Below are 18557 nucleotides of genomic sequence, written 5' to 3' on the forward strand. Positions count from 1 at the left end.
CATGAAGCAATTCACAATGGCCGCGCTGCTTGCAGGTTCGGCAATCGGCCTGATCCCGGCCGTGGCACTGGCGGCCGACGGCGGCGTGGAGAACGTGCCCGGCGGCGTGGCGGTGACGCCGCAGAGCGGCCCTTCGGACCGCGTCGAGGTGACGCTGCACGGTGACGGCATCTTCCACGTCGTCGCCCATCCGCGCGGCCTACAGGCCCCGGCCGCCAGCGCCAGCCTGATGGCGCCCAATCCCCCGGCCTCGGGCAAGTACACGGTCAGCCAGAGCGGCGGCCACGTGCAGGTCAAGGCGGCCAAGGCAACCGCCGACATCGACCTTGCCAGCGGCCAGGTGCGCTTCCTCGATGCGGCCGGCAAGGAACTGCTGGGCGAGACGGCGTCCACCGTCTTCACCCAGACCAGGGCGGACGGCACCCCTTACGTCACCGTTTCGCAGCAGTTCAACCGCGGCACGGGCGAGGGGCTCTACGGCCTTGGCCAGCACCAGCAGGCGGTGATGGACTTCAACGGCGAGGACGTCGAGCTCGCCCAGCACAACATGGACATCGGCATTCCGTTTGTCGTCTCCAGCAAGGGCTACGGCCTGCTCTGGGATAACGAGAGCATCACGCGTTTCGGTAACCCGGCGCCCTATACGCTGGTTGGCGACAAGACCGGCATGAAGGTGACGAGCGGCGGCAAGCCCGGCTTCACCGCGCGCTATTACCTTGACGACAAGCTGGCGGTGGAGCGCCAGGAAACCTCGATCGACTACCAGTACCTCGACGATCAGGCGAAGTGGCCGGAAGCCGCCAAGGCCAGGACCGTCGCCTCGGAGCAGGGCCAGAACACCGCCGGCAATGCCGTGCAGACGCAGAAGGTGGTGTGGGAAGGCGATCTCCAGCCCGACAAGACCGGCACCCACAAGTTCCAGCTCTACGGATCGAGCTATTACAAGGTCTATGTCGACGGGGAGCTGAAGCTCGACCGCTGGCGCCAGAACTGGAACCCCTGGTACGCCAATTTCGAAGTGCCGATGACGGCGGGCAAGCCCGCGCACATCCGCATCGAATGGGATCCCAACGCGGGCTACATGGCGCTGCTCCACAACGATCCGCTGCCCGAGGCGGACCGTCATTCGGTCTGGTTCACCAGCGAGGTCGCACGTGACAAGGACTACTGGTTCATCGCCGGCGGCGACATGGACGGCGCGGTGGCGGGCTATCGCCAGCTGACCGGCAAGTCGGAAATGATGCCCAAGTGGGTCTATGGCTTCTGGCAGTCGCGCCAGCGCTATGACACCGCGAAGGAACTGGAAGGCGTCGTCGCCGAGTACCGCAAGCGTCAGTATCCGCTCGACAATATCGTGCTCGACTGGCGTTACTGGACCGACGATTCCTGGGGTAGCCACAAGTTCGATCCCAGCCGTTTCCCCGATCCCAAGGCGATGGTGGACATGGTGCACGGCGATCACGCCAACATCATGATCTCGGTCTGGCCCAAGTTCTATCCGACCACCGACACGTTCAAGGAACTGGATACGGCGGGTGCGATCTATCACGGCAATCTGCGTCAGGGTAACAAGGACTGGGTCGGCGTCGGTTACGCCAATACCTTCTACGATCCCTACTCGGCCAAGGGCCGCCAGATCTTCTGGCGCCAGGTGGAAGACCGCATCGCCAAGTTCGGCTTCGACGCCTGGTGGGCGGATGCCAGCGAGCCCGACATGCATTCGAACCTGTCGATCGACAAGCGCATCGATACCATGGGCCCGACGGCGATGGGCCCGGCGGCGGAGTTCTTCAACTCCTACCCGCTGATGAACGCGCGCTCGTTCTTCGACGGCTGGCGCGCCTTCAAGCCGGACGTGCGTCCGTTCCTCTTGACCCGCTCGGGCTTTGGCGGCCTCCAGCGCTACGGCGCGGCGGTGTGGTCGGGCGACGTGGCGACGCGCTGGTACGATCTGCACGCGCAGATCTCTGCCGGTGTGAACACCGCGATGTCGGGCCTGCCCAACTGGACGCACGACATCGGCGGCTTCTCGGTCGAACCGCGCTTTGCCGCCGAAAAGCCCAAGGCGGCGGACCTCGACGAGTGGCGCGAACTGAACCTGCGCTGGTTCCAGTTCGGCGCCTTCAGCCCGCTGTTCCGCAGCCATGGCGAGCAGCCCTGGCGCGAGATCTACGAAATCTCGCCCGAAGGCTCGCCCATGCGCGCCTCGATGGTGTGGTATGACGAGCTGCGCTACCGCCTGATGCCCTACATCTACACGCTGGGCGCGGACACCTACCAGAACGACGGTTCGATCATGCGCGGCCTCGTGATGGACTTCCCGAACGATGCGAAGGCCCGCAAGGCCAATGACCAGTTCCTGTTCGGCAAGGCTTTCCTGGTCGCCCCGGTCACCACCTACAAGGCGCGCGAGCGTGAGGTCTATTTCCCCGGCGATGCGGGCCTGACCTGGTACGACTTTGCCAGCGGCAAGGCCTATCAGGGCGGCACTAGCGCCACCGTTCCGGCCCCGGCCGAACGCATGCCGCTGTTCGTGCGGGCGGGCTCGATCGTGCCGATGGGCCCGGTCATGCAGTACACCGACCAGAAGCCCGATGCCCCGGTGACGCTGGTCGTCTACACCGGCGCGGACGGTTCGTTCTCGGTCTACAACGACGATGGCCGCTCGGAGCAGTACCGCACCGGCGCCTGGGAACGCATGCCGGTGCGCTATGACGATGCCACCGGCACCGTCACCATCGGCGCGCGTGAGGGCAAGGGTTATGCCGGCATGCCGCAGGCCCGCACCGTGCGGATCAAGTGGATCGTCCCCGGCACCGCCGTCACTGACCAGAACGGCTTCGACAGCGAAGTGCGCTGGACCGGCAAGGCGCTGCAGGTGAAGCGCCCCAAGCGCTGAGGGTTTGTTTGAAAATTCGCTGAAGGCGAATTTTGCGGCACCGGCCCATTCCCCCACCCGACCACCCACGAGCGTACCCTGATGGGTGGTCGGGCGGGGGAGTGGGCCGGTACCGCGCCGAAAATGCCCATCCGGGCATTTTCCAAACAATAGCCAGGCAAGATTTCAACGGGACCAGGAAGAGGATCTAAAACGATGGCCGGCGCACTCCTTCGCAGCAGGTGCACCCCGTGAAGGGGCTGAGGCCGGATCGTCGCCGCTTTCTGGCGGGCGCCCTTGCCGCAGGGGCCGCAGCACGGCCGCTTGCCGCCGCTGCTGGCTCGACGGGCGCGGCTGCCGGGCCGGTGCAGGCCAGCTGGGCCTCGCTGGTCGAGCACTATCGCTATCCCGACTGGTTCCGCGATGCCAAGTTCGGCATCTGGTCGCACTGGGGCCCGCAGGCGGTGCCCGAGCAGGGCGATTGGTACGGACGCTTCCTCTACATGCAGGGGCATCCGATGTACGAACACCACCTGAGGACTTACGGCCATCCGGCCGATACCGGCATGATGGAGATCCAGAACCGCTGGAAGGCGGAAAGCTGGGATCCGGAGGCGCTGATGCAGCGCTATGTGAAGGCGGGCGCGAAGTACTTCGTCTCGCTCGCCTGCCATCACGACAATCTCGACTGTTTCGACAGTTCGCACCACGCCTGGAACTCCAAGCGCGTGGGGCCGGGCCGCGATGTCGTCGGCACCTGGGAGAAGGCCGCGCGGGCAGCCGGGCTGAAATTCGGCGTTTCCAACCATATCTCGCACGCCTGGCACTGGTATCAGCCGGCCTATGCCTACGATCCCGAGGGCCCGCGCAAGGGCGAGCGTTATGACGCCTATCGCCTCACCAAGGCCGATGGCGCGGGCAAGTGGTGGGAAGGCCTCGACCCGCAGGAACTCTATACCGGCCGCCACATGGTCGCCCCCGACGGCATCGATTCCATCGCGGCGATGAACGAATGGCACGACAGGAACGACGGCCAGTGGCTCGAAACCGCGCCGCCGGGGGACGAGACCTTCGCGCGCCAGTGGCTGCTGCGCCAGATGGACCTCGTAGCCAAGTATCGCCCGGATTTCTGCTATTTCGACAACTACGAACTGCCCTTCGGGCAGTACGGCCTTGCGGCGGCGGCGGACTACTACAACCGCTCGATCGAATGGCACGGCAAGATCGACGTGGTGCTCACCGCCAAGCAGCTGAAGTCCTACGCCCGCTTCGGGCTGGTGCAGGACGTGGAGCGCGGCTTTACCGACCATCTCTGGGACGAGCCCTGGCAGACAGACACCTGCATCGGCGACTGGTTCTACAACCGCGATCGCTTTACGCAGAAGAGCTACGTCGGCGCTGAGGGCGTGCTCCAGCGGCTGGCCGATGTGATCTCGAAGAACGGCAACCTGCTGCTCTCGATCCCCCAGCGCGGTGACGGCACCATCGATAGCGAGGAGGAGAAGATCCTCGACGACCTCGCCCGCTGGATGGCGGTGAACGGTGAGGCCGTGTTCGGATCGCGGCCCTGGCACACCTATGGCGAGGGGCCGACGGTGCTTTCGGTGGGCATGCAGAATGAGGGCGGATTCAAGGGTTTTGTCGAGGGCGACGTGCGCTTCACGGTGAAGGACGGCGCGCTCTACCTGTTTGCGCTGGCGGCGCCGAGGAAGCCGCTCTCCGTAAAGGCGCTGGGCCGCCGCGCGCTGGCGCGGGCGGGCAAGGGACAGGTGGCGCGCGTCACGCTGCTCGGCGGCGGTGCGGTTCCGTTCCGGCAGGGGGCGGAGGCGATGGAAATCGACTTGCCGCAAGGGCTCGGCACGGTGCCGGTGGTGAAGATCGAGGGGCGCGGGATCGCCTGACCCTAAACGCACAGAACGATACCCTAAAGGAACCTAACGGGATGAGAGGCGCCTGGAAAACCGCCACGATCTTTGGCGCGGCCCTCTGCGCCGCGCTGGCCGCAGTGTCGCCAGCGGCATGGGCCGCATCCGACGAGGTGCCCCATATCGTCACCCGCGATGGCCGTCATGCGCTGATCGTTGATAGCGCTCCCTTCCTGATGCTGGGCGCGCAGATCAACAACTCCAGCGCATGGCCCGCGACGCTGCCCAAGGTCTGGCCGATGATGGCGGCGATGCACGTCAACACCGTCGAGGTGCCGGTGGGCTGGGAGCAGATCGAGCCCGAGGAAGGCCGCTTCGATTTCGCCATCGTCGACCAGCTTCTCGAACAGGCGCGCGCGCAGAACGTGCGGCTGGTGCTGCTGTGGTTCGGCACCTGGAAGAACACCAACCCGCAATATACCCCGCGCTGGGTGAAGCTGGACAATGCCCGCTTCCCGCGCATGCGCCGCGCGGACGGCACCCTGCATTACGCGCTCTCCCCCTTCGGCAAGGCGACGCTGGCGGCGGACAGCAAGGCCTTTGCCGCGCTGATGAGGCATCTGGCAGAGGTGGACCGGCAGAACACCGTCATCATGATGCAGGTGCAAAACGAGGCCGGCTCCTACGGCCTTGCGCGCGATCACTCGCCGGATGCCGATGCCGCCTTCGCCGCGCCCGTGCCCGAAGCGCTGAGGAGGCGCCTCGGCAAGCCTGCCGGCAACTGGACGGCGCTGTTCGGCCGCGATGCCGAACTCTATTTCCATGCCTGGCAGGTCGCCGGCTACATCGACAAGGTCGCGGCGGCGGGCAAGGCGGTGAAGCCGCTGCCGATGTACGTCAACGCCGCGCTGCCCGGCGATCCCTTCACCTGGCAGGACCCGAACACCTACGCCAGTGGCGGCCCGGCCAATACCGTGATCGACGTCTACAAGGCCGCCGCCCCGCACCTCGATCTGGTGGCGCCGGACATCTACAATCCGAAGCACAAGGCCTATCTCGGCTTTCTCGACGCCTACACGCGGCCGGACAACGCACTGTTCGTGCCCGAGACGGGGCATGCGCCCGAATATGCGCGTCACTTCTTCGCCGCACTTGGCAGAGGGGCGATCGGCTGGTCGCCCTTCGGTCTCGACCCGCTGCGCTATCGCCCGAGCCTGCCGCTCCGATCGAAGCTGGATGACGAGGCGATCGCGCCGTTCGCGGCCAACTACGCGCTGTTCGCGCCGATGGCGCGCGTCTGGGCAAAGCTGGCCTTCGAAGGCAAGGTTTGGGGCGCGTCCGAGCCGGAAGACCCGGCCGATGGCCACCGGCAGGTGATCCCGCTGGGCAAATACGTCGCCACCGCCAGTTTCGGCACCGGCGACTTCGGGCCGACCGACCCCAAGGGCAATGCCCGGCCCACCGGCGGCGTCGCGATTGCCGAGATCGGGCCGGACGAATACCTCGTCACCGGCTACTTCGCCCGCGTGGAGTTCGGGCTGACCGATCCAAAAGCCGCCAACCTCATCCTCGACCGCGTGGAGGAGGGCACTTACGATACCGCAGGCAAGTGGCAGTTCCTACGCGTGTGGAACGGCGATCAGGTGGACTGGGGCCTCAACTTCACGGCGGCGCCGCAAGTGCTGCACGTGAAGCTGGCGCGTTATCCGATCCGCTAGGGCCGCCTAGGGCCGCTCTGGCATCCCGGCCATGATGTCGCGCCGGATCGCGGCGATGGCATGGGGGGAGACCCAGGTCATGCCGATGGCGTGGGCCGGGGCGCCGGGGCCGGTCGATCCGGTTTCGGCGAAGCGCGAATCCTGCGCCCGGAACACCTGCGTCATCGTGCCGTCGCGCGCGGTGCCGTTCATTTCGGTCCAGTGGTCGGGGTGGATGTGGCGATCCAGGAAGCAGTCGATGAACAGCGCCTGCCCCACCGCCTGCGGATCGGCGTAGCGGCCATCGGCAAAGCGGGTGGTGGGGTGCCAGGGCCGGGCGAGCGCCACCGCATGGTCGGGCACCCCGGCCTCGCGGGTCAGGCGCGAGCGGTAGAAGACGAGACCGTGCGCCTGCGACAGCGGGGTCGAGGGGGCGGCGACAAAGGACTGGAATTCGCCGGGTGTGTAGGGCGCTGCGCGGATGCGGGTGCGCACTTCGCTGTCCTCGATCAGCAGCTGTCCATTGCCGAAGATGAAGTCGACATTGCCGGCGATCAGGCTCTCGCGGATCAGCGCGCGGCCGCCATTGGCGAAGACCGTGTCCTGATAGCCGAGCAGCGCTACCCGGTCGAACCGCACGCGGTCGCTGTCGATGTCGAGCAGGAGGGCGGCGGCCTGCGGGTTGGCGATCCTGGCCTCGGCACCTTCGGGCAGGCGGTCGTTGGCGAGGTAGTCGTAGGTGTTCTCGATGGTGAGGTCGCGCACCGCGATCTCGCGCGCGTTGATGGTGAGCGTGGCCGATCCCGGCGTGCCCCAGCCATTGCGGTGATAGGCCCTGGCGGTCTGCGCGACGGCGCCGAAATGGACGCGCGTGGCTTCGCGCCCGGCACCGATAAGGCGGATCCGGTCGCGGGTGATGACGGGTTTTTCGGCATAGTCGCCCGCGGCCACGCGGATGGTGATCCAGCGCCCGCTGTCATCGCGCGCGGCGGCTTCGAGCGCGCTGCCGATCGAGGTGTAGCAGGGGGGCTTGCTGCCCTTGCAGTCCGGCTTCACGGTGAGTTCGGATGGGGGCGTAGCGGCCATGGCAGGCAGGGCGAAGGCGCAGGCCAGCGATAGGGTGAGCAGGCGCAAGGCGATCATTTCGGGGCCTTTGCAGGGGTGAGGGGGCGCAGGAACGTGTCGATCTCCTCGGCGGTGCGGGAGAGCCAGGGCTCGAACAGCCAGAAGTCGTGCGGGGCGCCGGTGAAGGCGAATTCGCGGTTGGCGATGCGGTGCCGCTCGAGCGCGGCCAGCACTTTGTCCTTGCCCACCGTGAAGCGGGCGATGCCGCTGCTGACGATCAGCGTGGGTGGTGACTGCGGCCCTGCATAGCTGGCGGCACCGGCCTCTCGCCAGCGCTGCGGCATGGCTTCGAAGCGGCCGCCCAGCCAGCGGGCGAAGGGGGAAGCGGCGCCTGCCGCGTTCTCGAAATGGAGGGCGTCGGGATCGGCCATGTCGAGCACGCCGTCGAGGTCGACGAGGGCGTTGGCATGCACTTTGCCGAAAAGCCCGGAAGGCCCCGCATAAGCGAGCAGGGCGGCCATCTGTCCGCCGGAAGAGGCGCCGCCGACCGCGATGTGGGCGCCGTCGAGGCCGAATTCGGCGGCATGGGCCCGGGCCCAGCGCAGTGCCTCGGCAATGTCCTCCATGCCGGCGGGGTAGGGCGCTTCGCCGGAGAGGCGGAACTCGGGCAGGAACACGGTGTAGCCGCGCTGTGCCAGCAGGTTGGCAAGCGCGTAGAAATGCGTTTTCGCGCCCGAGCGCCATGCGCCGCCGTGGACCAGCATCAGGCCCTGCCCGTTGGCCGCGGCCGGGCGGAACACGTCGAGATGCAGCGTGCGGGTGCCAAGGGTCTTGTAGGGACGGTCGAACAGCACCGATTGCCCCTCGCGCCAGGTCACGGCGGGCCAGCCGATGCCCGGATACTGGTCGCGGTATTGCGCAAAGCGCTGGTCCACGGTGTAGCTATCGTCCACCTCGCGGGCCGGGGCGGGCAGGGCGGGCAGGGCGAGCAAAGTCATGGCAAGCGCAAACGCCGGGCGGAACGGATGGGCCATCACGTCTCCTTCAGCAAGACAAGGGGGCCGCCGTCCGGGGGAGGACAGCGGCCCAGGGAGCAACTGGTGCCGCGTCAGAACTGGTAGCGCGCGCCCACGAACCACTGCGCGCCGGTGCGGGAGAACTCGCGCACGAGGTACTGCGTGCCGTCGCCGGTGCCGTAGATTCGCTCGCGCTCGTTGGTGATGTTGATGCCCTGGATGTTGAAGCTGAGGCGTTCGGTCAGGTTGTAGTAGGCCGAGAGGTCGACTTGGGTCGGGCCGTACTTGCGTTCCTGCACGTGGCCGTTGCCGCCCGGTTCGCTGAGCAGGTAGTCGTCGCGCTTGTTGACCGAGAGGCGCAGGCCCATCTTGCCGGTGTCGAAATAGCCCGTGAAGTTGTACGAATTGGGCGAAAGCCCGGTGGAATCGTGCGCTTCGACATGGGTGTAGTTCGACGCGATGCCGAAGTTGGAGAAGATCCCCGGCAGGAACGTGAAGGGCAGGTTGAGCGTCACCTCGACGCCTTTCACCTTGTCGCCGTCCGACGAATTGACCGCCTTGTAGAAGGTGTAGGGCACTGAGGCCGGATCGGCATTGTAGGAGGCGTCGTAGCGCGGATCGGCGTAGATCGCCGCCCAGTATTCCTGCGGCACCATCTGCTCGACCACCGAGGTCTTGAGCGAGCGGATGATGTTCTTCTGGAACAGCCCCACGGCAAAGAGACCGCTCTTAGAGAAGTACCATTCGAGGCCGAGATCGAAGTCGTCCGAGAGGTAGGGCTTTAGATCCGGACTGCCGAGGTTGCTGACCGTGCGGGTGGTATATTCGAAGACCGGGCTGGCGATGTTGAGCGAAGCGAGGCCCGGGCGCGTCATCGAACGGGCATAGGCAAAGCGGGCAACCACTTGCGGCGTGACGTTGAGCGCGGCGTTGAACGAAGGCAGCAGGTTGTCGTAGTGGCGTTTCACCTCCACCGGCGATCCGGCGATGACCGCGCTCGATTCCACGTCGGTGCGCACATAGCGCAGGCCTGCGTCGAGGCGCAGGATCATCGTGCCGATGTCCATGTCGCCCATGACTTCGCCGTAGCCGCCGGTGGTCTTCTCGACCACTTTCCACCCCGCAGCGACATTGGCGGTGTAGCCGTCGTCGAACATGCCCGAGCCAGCGATGGCATCGAAGTCGATCACCGCGAAGGTCGGCAACCCGCCCGAGACCACGCCGTCGCCGAAGTGGCTGATCGGGAAGGCGGTCATGTAGTCCTGCGGCGCGAAGCTGGGCAACGCGCCCTGTGCTTCGGAATAGCGCACCATGCGGCGGCTATAGGCAAGCCCCGCCAGCGCGGTGAAGCGGCTCTGCTGGAACCTGGCATTGGCCTTGGCGGTGAAGTTGTCCTTCACCACCTTGTTGAGCCGGTTGGCCGCGGTCAGCGCGTTGATGTAGTTTTCGGGATCGTTGGGATCGTAGTCGCCGTAATCGACCGACGCCACATCGCGGCTGCCGGTATAGTCATAGGCATAGTAGTGCGGCACCGAGCGGGCGTAGAAGCGCAGTTCGCTGCGGTCGGCGCTGTCGCGCGCCTTGCCGATCATGCCGTCGAAGGTCAGGTTCGTGCTGGCCTCGTATTCGCCGGAGAACACGAACTGGCTGAACTTCGAGGTCGAGGTCTGGTGGCGGCTTTCGTACCATGAGGTGACATCGTCGAAGGCGGCGGCGACGAGCTGCTTGCCGTCCGGCGCGACGGTGAAGGAAAGCGGGGTCTGGCCGACATAATTGCCCGCCGGGCCATGCGTGAGCAGCCACTCCATCGAGTTGTAGCTGTAACGGTCGTTGTCGAGCTGCGAATAGAGCGCGTCGAACGTCAGTTTCAGCCCGTCGAGCGGGCGCGCCTGGATCGAGCCCGAGAGGCCGAGGCGCTTCTGGTCGTTGCCGAAGAAGTCGGCGCGCGGCAGGCGCGGCGCCCAGAGGCAGTCGAGGCTGTCGGCGGCGCCGCAGTTCTCGGGGGTGCCGGTGACCTCGGGGTCGGTATCGGCCCAGCTGTCGCCGTTGACGAAGGGCGAGGTCCAGCGGACGCTGGAGAAGCCTTCCTGATAGACGGTGCGCTTGGAATAGGCGGCGGAGAACAGCACGCCGATGGTGTCGTCGGCAAAGGTGTCCGAGACCATGACCGTGGCGCGCGGGTCGATCTTGCGCGAGACGGTATTGTAGCCGCCCTGGCCCGAGGCGACGACGTGGAAGCCGGGATGGTCGAAGGGCTTGGCCGAATAGAGGTCGACGGTGCCGGCGATGCCGCCTTCCTCGATCGAGGCGCGCTGGGTCTTCTGCACGTCGATGCGGTTGAACAGTTCGGAGGCAAAGACGTGGAAGTCGAAGGCGCGGCCGGCGTTGAGCGTGAAGCCGCCGGAATCGAGGCCGTCGCTGCTGGCGGGCACTTCCATGCCGTTGAGCGTGGTGCGGGTGAAGTCGGGCGAGAAGCCGCGCAGCGTGATGTTGCGCCCTTCGCCGCCCTCGCGCGAGATGGTGACGCCGGGCAGGCGCTGGATCGATTCCGACAGGTTGAGGTCGGGCATCTTGGCCATGTCCTCGGCCATGATGCTCTCGACCACGTTGATCGACTGGCGCTTGACGTCCTGCGCGCGGATCAGGCTGCCGCGAAAGCCGGTGACGATGATGTCCTCACTGGTGACCGGCGCTTGCGGATCGGCAGATGCAGGCTCGGCCGCCGCGACCGGGTGTGGGGCAGCGGCGGGCGCGGCCGCCAGCGCGACCGGAACGGTGACAGCAGCCGCGCGGACCGGACTGGCGGGAGCGCGGCCATTGCCATTGGCGCTGCCGACAATCGCATAGGAGGCCGGGCCGGTGCGCCGCGCGGCCAGTCCGGTGCCCGCCAGCAGCCGCGCCAGTGCCTGGTCGACGCTCATTTCGCCGCGCACGGCATTGGTGCGCACGTCGCGGGTCAGCCGCCGCGCGGCGATGATCTGGATGTCCCCCTGGCGACCCAGCTGGGTGATTGCCGTCTCGGCGCTCTGGGCATCGATGGCGAATTCGCGGGTCTGGGCTGCCGCCTGGACCGGAGAGGCCACGGCGCAGACGATGGCCGCAGTCGAGAACAGTGCGTGACGCACCTTGTTGTTATACATTATTATCCGCCCCAAAAATTGATTTTGCGGACTTCTTCGAGTCCGTACTATTCAAGAGTCACTCCGCCGAAAAATCCTTCCCGAAAAATGCATTTTCTTCGGCGTTATCGAACGAAATACGGATGACCTCGGGATTGCTGGTGTCCAGCGCCACGCCAAGGCTGGCTTTCACCGCCTCGGCAAAACCTTCCGGGTCGTTGATGCGGAACAGCCCGTCGAACTGCTCGCGCGCGACGCGCGGGTCGGCGATGACGATCTGGCGGGGGTTGTAGCGGTTGAACTCGTTCGCGGCTTCGTAGAGCGTGCGCCCGTCGAGATCGATCATGCCGCCGCGCCAGGCCAGCGAGCGGTCCACCGACGTGGGAATGCCGGCTTCGTAATCGATCACCGCATGGGCGCTGAGCGTCGCGCGGTCGCCCGCCTCGAGGCGCAAGTGCAGGTCCGGCCCGCCCGCGGGCGCGGTGCTCCAGGTTTCGACCACGCCTTCGGTGACCAGCACTTCCACGCCGGTTTCGCGGCGCCGCACCGAAAAGGCGGTGCCGACCGCGCGCACCCGGACGTCGCCCGCCGCCACCACGAAGGGGCGGCTGGCATCCTTGGCCACTTCGAACCAGGCCTCGCCTTGCGCAAGTTCGATCTCGCGGCTGCGCGGGGCCATCGTGACCGCCAGTTCGCTGCCCGAATTCATCGTCATCACCGAACCGTCAGGCAGCGGCAGGCGGCGGATCTCGCCGAGTTTCGTTGCGTAGACGGACGGCCCGCCGCGCCAGTGCAGGCCGGTCATGACGAGCGCTGCCGAAGCCGCGATCCCGCCCAGCAGCCCGCGCCGCGCGAAGCGGGCGGGCCTGGCGGGGGCCGCTTCCCCGTTGTCCTGCATGAGCGCAGCGGTTTCTTCGGCGGGCGCGGCAGACAGCGCATACCACTGCGCCTGCACTTGCAGCAGCAGCCCCTGACGCAGCGGATCCTCGGCCAGCCAAGCCTGCAGTTCGGCCTCGTCCGCCTCGCTCCATGCCGCGCCGTCCATGCGCGCGACAAAGGCGGCGGCGCGATCATCGGCGCCGGTCATCGCCGGACCTCCCGGCGCGGGCCATCCGTGAGGCGCTGTTCGTTCTCGGCCTCGCAGGCGGCGAAGGCGGCACGGATCGTGCGCACGCCGTTCCACACCTGCTTTTCCACCGCCTTCTCGGTCATGCCGAGGTGGGCGGCGATTTCCTTCTGCGACCAGCCCTCGATCTTGCGCAGTTCCACCACCCGGCGGCAGCGTTCGGGCAGGCGGGCGATGACGGCGAGCACGCGCTCGTAGCTCATCCGGCTGGCGGCCTGCTCCTCCGGGGTGGGGGCATCCTCGTCATACCAGTTCTCGATCTCGCTGAAGGCTTCCAGCACCACGACCTGCTGGCGCTTCATGCGCCGCAGCAGGAGGTTGCGGGCGATCGCGAAGATGTAGGAGAGCGGCCGGTCGATGTGCTCGACCGAGGGCAGCATCGCTATGCGGCAATAGGCTTCCTGCATCACCTCGTCGATATCCTCCGGCGAGAGGCGCGAACGGGCCAGCCAGCGCCGGACCCGCGCCTCGTGGGGCACGATCTCGCGCGCGGTCCAGATAGCGATCCGGCGCCTGCGCGCGAGTTCCTGTTGTGCCTCCCCTGGCGTATCGCCCTCCCTCACATGCCGGGTTCAATTCCCGTTGTGCCACGTAAGAGACCGGGGGCGAGGATTTCCTTCCGGGAATGCGCAAATATTTTTCGAGGTGATGGGAAAGGGCGCTTTTACGCGACCTTGAAGGTGCTTGCCTGGGCGGCCAGGCGGTCGACTTCGGAGGTCAGGCTGCGCGCGGCGGCGGAGGTCTGTTCCACCATCGCGGCGTTCTGCTGGGTGGCGAGGTTCATCGCGCCGATGGCGGTGGTGATCTCGCTGACCGTTTCCGAGGCGGCGGCATTGTCGCCGGCGACGCCGCCGAGCAGGGCATGGACCTGTCCCATGTCCTGGGCGATGCCGGTGAAGGCCTCGTCCACCTGCTCCACCGCGCCCACGGCCGTCAGGATGCCGGTGCGGGTGAGGGTGAGCTGCTCGCGGGCGCTGCGGGCCTCTTCCTCCGAACGGATCGCCAGCGCCGAGACGAGATCGGCGACAACCGCGAAGCCGCGTCCGGCATCGCCGGCCTGCCCGGCCTCGACCGCCGCGTTCATTGCCAGCACGCGGGTCTGGAAGGCGATCTTGTCGAGCCCTTCGATCACGTTGTCGATGTCGCGGGTGCTGTCGGCCACCTGGCGCATGGCGTCGACGGCGCGGGCGGCAATCGTGCGGCCTTCGTCGACGGTGGTCATGGCCTGGTCGGCGCGGGCGACGGTGGCCGTGGCCGAAGCGGTGCCGGTGCGCAGGCGCTGGTCGATCTCGACCAGTGCGGCCGAGCTCTGTTCGAGGTTGGCCGCGTTGGCTTCGGTGCGGCGGGCAAGGTCTTCGGAGGCCTGGGCGATTTCGGAAGAGCCGCCGCGGATCGCATGGGTGCTGGCGGTGGTCGCGCCGATCAGTTCGCGCAGGCCCGACAGCGCCGAGTTGTAGTTGAGGCGCAGTTCCTCGTAGGAACCGGGGAAGGCGCGTTCGATCGCGGCGGTGAGATCGCCCGAGGAGAGCTGTTCGAGCCGCGCGGCGAGGGTCTCGACGACGTCGCGCTGCTGGCGGTCGGCCTCTTCCTTGGTGATCGCCGCATCGCGGAACACCAGCAGGGCGCGGGCGATGTCGCCGATCTCGTCGGGGCGCGCGGTATCGGCGATCTCGATATGGTTATGGCCTTGCGAGAGGCTGGCCATCGTCTCGGTGGCCGACTGCAGCGGCTGGAACAGGCGCCTCGCCGCGCGCATGCAGACCGCGGCGCAAAGCGCGGTGAGCACCAGCGCGATGATCAGGATCTGCCAGCCGAGCCGGGTCACGTGCGCATAGAAGCTGTCCTTGGGCACGCCGACGTAGAGAATGCCGATCACTTTGCCGCTGTCGTCGCGGATCGGGTCGTAGGCGGCGAAATAGGGCTTGTTGAGGATACGGGTCTCGCCCCGGTAGGGCTGGCCCTTGCCAAGCACGGCGTCGCGCGCCGGGCCGGGATCGAGCGGCGTGCCGACCGCGCGGGTGCCGTCGTCCTTCTTGATGTTGGTGGCAACGCGGGTGGCGCCGCTGAAGATCGTGGCATTGCCGCCGACCAGCGCCTTGATCCGGTCGACCGCGGCATCGTCGCCGTCGAGGCGGGTATTGCCGACGTGCAGCACGCCGTCGCGCAGGCTGTAGCCCTTGCCCTGCGTTTCCAGCACGCTCCAGGCGACGCGCATGTTGGTGTCGAGCTGGGTCGCGCCCTGTTCACGGGCCGAGCTCATCAGCATCACGCGGGTGCTGATGAACAGGGTGCCGGCCAGCAGGGCCAGCGCGCTGACGGTCATCAGCGTGACTTTGGTAGACAGGTGCTGTCGGGCAAGGAAGGTGCGCAAGGAGGTCATGGTTGTGCATATCCAGAGGCAGCGGGCTGGACGAGGCCGCTGACGGTGGGGCCGGGGGAGGCTATGCAAACGTTATAGGCGGCCGATGGGTGGTATGGTCCGCAAACACAGCAAATTCCGACTTTTGCGCGCGCTCCGGGCACGGTGGTCTGGCCCGGCAAGGGCGGTGTTGTTGCCGGTATCCGGGCATTATCCCGCTGTATTGGTATACTTTTCCGGGATGAGCCGCCGTCCCGGCCCCGGCCTTGTTGCCGCTATGTAATTTTTCCCGTCTGCGCGCCGCCGGTCCGGGCCGGCCTCATCCCAGGGCAGGCGCCGGGCAATAGGCTCGGGAACCCATCAATCACGCCTTCTGGCGGGCCAGGAAATCGTGGATCCGGATGAGCTGCGCAAACGTTTTCGCACCCAGCTTCTTCATCAGGCTGGATCGATGCAGCTTGACGGTGATCTCCGAGATGCCGAGTTCGCCCGCCACCTGCTTATTGAGCAGGCCCCGGCAAACCCCGGCCATCACTTCCTTTTCACGCGGGGTCAGGCGGTCGTAAAGCTGCTGGCCGGCCTGCGCATCGAGCCGGTCCGAGCGGCGTTCGCGGTCCCGGTTCAGGGCGGTGGTCACGGCGTCGAGCAGATCCTGATCGCGATAGGGCTTGGGCAGGAAGTCGACGGCGCCGGACTTCATGGCCATCACGCTCATCGGGATGTCGCCATAGCCGGTGACGAATATGACCGGAATGTCGTCGCCGCGCTCGACCAGCCGGGATTTGAATTCGAAGCCGCCGATCTGCGGCATGCGGACATCGACGACGAGGCAGCTGGTGACATCGGGAAGCGCGGCGTCGAGCACGTCCTGCGCGGTGCCGAAGCACAGGGTCTTCAGGCCGACCGACCGCAGCAGGCTGTCGATGGCTTCGCGAACCAGTTGGTCATCGTCGAGAATGATCACAAGGCCGGCTTCGGTATCGGCCGCGCTACTGCACGCGTTCATGCCATGGACTCCGTAGAGAGGGTGCTTTTGCGTGCTGTCCCGGTCACGGGGGATCTCCCGTATTTCGAAAGGGAAGGCAAGGCTCATGGGGCGATGGCCCTGGCGATCGCATCCAGCAGTTCATCGGGATCGACCGGTTTGGTCAGGAACATCATCGCGCCGGCCGCCAGGGCCTGCGCCTCGGCTTCCGGGGTGGGGAACGCGGTCATGAAGATGATCGGCACCTGCCAGCCCTGCCGAGCGATCCTCCTTTGCAGTTCCAGCCCGGTCATGCCCGGCATGTTGAGATCGGTGACCACGCAGCCGACTTCATCGCTCCGCTCGAATGCCAGCAATTGGCGGCCGCCTGCGAACATCGCCGTCGCCAGCCCTTCGGAGCGCACGAGGCTGTCGATGGATTCGCGAACCAGCGGATCGTCGTCGACGATGGCGATCAGGCGGGGAACCGGCACGATGCGCTCCCGATCTCGAGGGAAGGGCTCGGACGCAAGGGCATTGTCCGGAAAAAGGGGGGGGAGGGCATCTTCATGGGGCTCAGGCAGGTTCATGGGCTGGTGTGATCGGTATGGAAAAGCGGAAACGCGCGCCTCCTTCCTCCCGGTTGGCGGCCGAGATGGCACCGCCGTGCTGCTCGACGATGGACCGGCTGATGGACAGGCCGATGCCCATGCCGTCCTCGCGGCTGCTGAAGAAGGGTTCGAAGATGGTCTGCGGGTCGCTGAGAATGCCGGTGCCGCTGTCGGCGACGTCGACGGCGATGCTGTCCGCGGTCCGGAAGGCGTCGATCCGCAGGTCGCGAGGGCCGTCCGCGACCATCGTCATGGCCTTGCCGGCGTTGAGGATGAGGTTCACCAGCACTTGCTGCAACAGGATCCGGTCGCCCGTCACCGGGGGCAGGTCGGGCGGAAGGTCGAGATGCAGGGTAACCGCACTCTCGCGCAGTTCGCGGTCGAGCAGGGATGCGGTTTCGCGGATGAGCGAGGCCAGATCGAGTTCGCTCTGCTCGGCCTCGCCCTTGCGGAAGAGGCGGCGGACGCGGGCGACCACGTCGGCCGCGCGGGCGCCGCTGAGCGCGATCTTCTCGAGGCAGTCGGCCACCTCGGCCGCGTCCGGCGCTTCGCGGGCCAGCCAGCGCTTGCCGGAACTGGCAAAGGCCGAGATCGCGGTCAGCGGCTGGTTGATCTCGTGCGCGATGAATGCCGCGACCTGCCCCAGCGTCGTGGCGCGGTTGACTTCGGTCAGTTCGCTTTGTGCCTGCGCGAGGCGCCGCTGCATGCGGTAGCGCTCGGTCACGTCGATCGCCAGCATCAGCAGGCGGCTCCAGTTGTTGTCCTCCTCCAGCACCGTGAGGCGCAGGACGACATCGACGATGGCGCCGGTTTCGGTGAGGAATTGCGCCTCTTCCTCGATGTCGCGCTGACCGGCTGCCAGCGCGCCGAGCAGGCGGCCGAGCGATCGCTCCGCGGCCGGGGTATGAAATCGCAGGAGGGAATGACCGATCAGCTTGTCCGGCGCGGAAACGCCGAAAAGCTGGATTGCCGCTGCGTTGGCATCCCTGACGAGGGAACGGGCCGCGACACGGTTGATCCCGTCGAGGTCGAGGGTTTCGGCCTGCTCCATCGACGTCTTGGCGGCGGACAGGTCGATTTCCATCATCGGCAGGCCGGCGGCGTGGAATATGGTGTGGTAGCGTTCTTCGGACCGGCGGCGGGCGACGGCTTCCGCGCGTTGGTGGGTGACGTCCGCGCTGGTCTCGAAAATGCCGGTGGCGCGGCCAAGGTGATCGCGCCGCGCCAGCCAGCGGCTTTCGAGGACGATGCGCGTGCCGTCCTTGCGCAGGCGGCTGATCTCGCCCGACCATCTGCCCGCCGCGTTGACGGCGTCCATGGGATTTTGGCCCATCGGATTTTGAGACGTGCGGGTTTGCAGCAGGTCCTGTGCCGATTGCCCAAGCGCTTCCGCGCGGGTCCAGCCGTAGAGCCGTTCGGCGCCTTCGTTCCAGTAGCGGATGGTGTCGTCCATCCCGCGCACCACGACGGTATCGTGGGTCAGTTCCAGCATCCTGGCCTGTTCGGACAGCGTATCGCGCGCGGAGCGATGCCGGATCGAAAGCATCGTGATCATGCCGATCGCAAAGAGAGCGACGCCGAGCCGCATGGCGGGCGAGCCGAAGGGCTCGTCCCAATGGCTGTACCAGAAGCCGAGCATCGCCAGCAGGCTGCACGAAGCGCCCGCCAGAAGTGTCGCCGCCGGACGGTTCGACCATGAGGCAATGAGCACCGTCGAGGTGTAGAGCACGGCCACCGCGCCCTGAAGGGGGCTGGCGATGTCGAGCGACAGCACGACCAGTGCGGAGACCAGTGCGGTCAGGCCGATCGATCGGTCCGATCGAAAGAGTGGTTTACCCTTCAATTTCGTTGTGATCC

General features: G+C 66.7%; 12 protein-coding genes. 3 read left to right on the forward strand and 9 right to left on the reverse strand.

Annotation, left to right across the window (positions count from 1 at the left end; all coding sequences use genetic code 11):
• The first annotated feature begins 1 nt into the window (after position 1).
• The 3 genes from CA833_RS22175 (at position 2) to CA833_RS22185 (ending at position 6461) form a co-directional block, all read left to right on the forward strand.
• On the forward strand, positions 2-2899 hold the full coding sequence (locus CA833_RS22175) for a TIM-barrel domain-containing protein (RefSeq protein WP_207080197.1): 2898 nt from the start codon (positions 2-4) through the stop codon (positions 2897-2899).
• 230 nt (positions 2900-3129) lie between these two features.
• Positions 3130-4779, forward strand: coding sequence for an alpha-L-fucosidase (locus CA833_RS22180; RefSeq protein ID WP_242526411.1), 1650 nt, complete (start codon positions 3130-3132; stop codon positions 4777-4779).
• 41 nt (positions 4780-4820) lie between these two features.
• The gene (locus CA833_RS22185; RefSeq protein ID WP_207080198.1) at positions 4821-6461 is read left to right on the forward strand and encodes a DUF5597 domain-containing protein; all 1641 of its coding nucleotides are present in this window, start codon (positions 4821-4823) and stop codon (positions 6459-6461) included.
• 6 nt (positions 6462-6467) lie between these two features.
• Here the strand turns inward: CA833_RS22185 and CA833_RS22190 are convergent, their stop codons facing one another.
• From CA833_RS22190 to CA833_RS22230, 9 genes are all read right to left on the reverse strand, one after another.
• Complete coding sequence (locus CA833_RS22190) at positions 6468-7583, reverse strand: pectinesterase family protein (protein ID WP_207080199.1); 1116 nt, start codon at positions 7581-7583, stop codon at positions 6468-6470.
• Positions 7580-8539, reverse strand: a complete 960-nt coding sequence (locus CA833_RS22195) for an alpha/beta hydrolase (protein WP_207080200.1) — start codon at positions 8537-8539, stop codon at positions 7580-7582. Before CA833_RS22195 ends, CA833_RS22190 begins: the two co-directional genes overlap by 4 nt.
• A gap of 74 nt (positions 8540-8613) precedes the next feature.
• Positions 8614-11661 (reverse strand): TonB-dependent receptor, encoded by a 3048-nt coding sequence (locus CA833_RS22200; RefSeq protein WP_207080201.1) that lies wholly within the window; start codon positions 11659-11661, stop codon positions 8614-8616.
• A gap of 58 nt (positions 11662-11719) precedes the next feature.
• Entirely contained in the window at positions 11720-12727 is a 1008-nt protein-coding gene (locus tag CA833_RS22205) for a FecR family protein (protein WP_207080202.1), read from the reverse strand.
• On the reverse strand, positions 12724-13329 hold the full coding sequence (locus CA833_RS22210) for an RNA polymerase sigma factor (RefSeq protein ID WP_242526412.1): 606 nt from the start codon (positions 13327-13329) through the stop codon (positions 12724-12726). Before CA833_RS22210 ends, CA833_RS22205 begins: the two co-directional genes overlap by 4 nt.
• A 101-nt stretch (positions 13330-13430) precedes the next feature.
• Positions 13431-15146 (reverse strand): methyl-accepting chemotaxis protein, encoded by a 1716-nt coding sequence (locus CA833_RS22215; protein ID WP_207080203.1) that lies wholly within the window; start codon positions 15144-15146, stop codon positions 13431-13433.
• A 343-nt stretch (positions 15147-15489) separates the two neighbouring features.
• Positions 15490-16131, reverse strand: a complete 642-nt coding sequence (locus tag CA833_RS22220; protein WP_207080204.1) for a response regulator transcription factor — start codon at positions 16129-16131, stop codon at positions 15490-15492.
• Positions 16132-16214: 83 nt separating this feature from the next.
• Positions 16215-16583 (reverse strand): response regulator transcription factor, encoded by a 369-nt coding sequence (locus CA833_RS22225; protein ID WP_207080205.1) that lies wholly within the window; start codon positions 16581-16583, stop codon positions 16215-16217.
• An 82-nt stretch (positions 16584-16665) separates the two neighbouring features.
• Entirely contained in the window at positions 16666-18543 is a 1878-nt protein-coding gene (locus tag CA833_RS22230; RefSeq protein ID WP_207080206.1) for a PAS domain S-box protein, read from the reverse strand.
• Positions 18544-18557: the final 14 nt, after the last annotated feature.

This window comes from Novosphingobium sp. KA1, assembly GCF_017309955.1.
In the GTDB taxonomy this organism is placed as follows: Bacteria; Pseudomonadota; Alphaproteobacteria; order Sphingomonadales; family Sphingomonadaceae; genus Novosphingobium.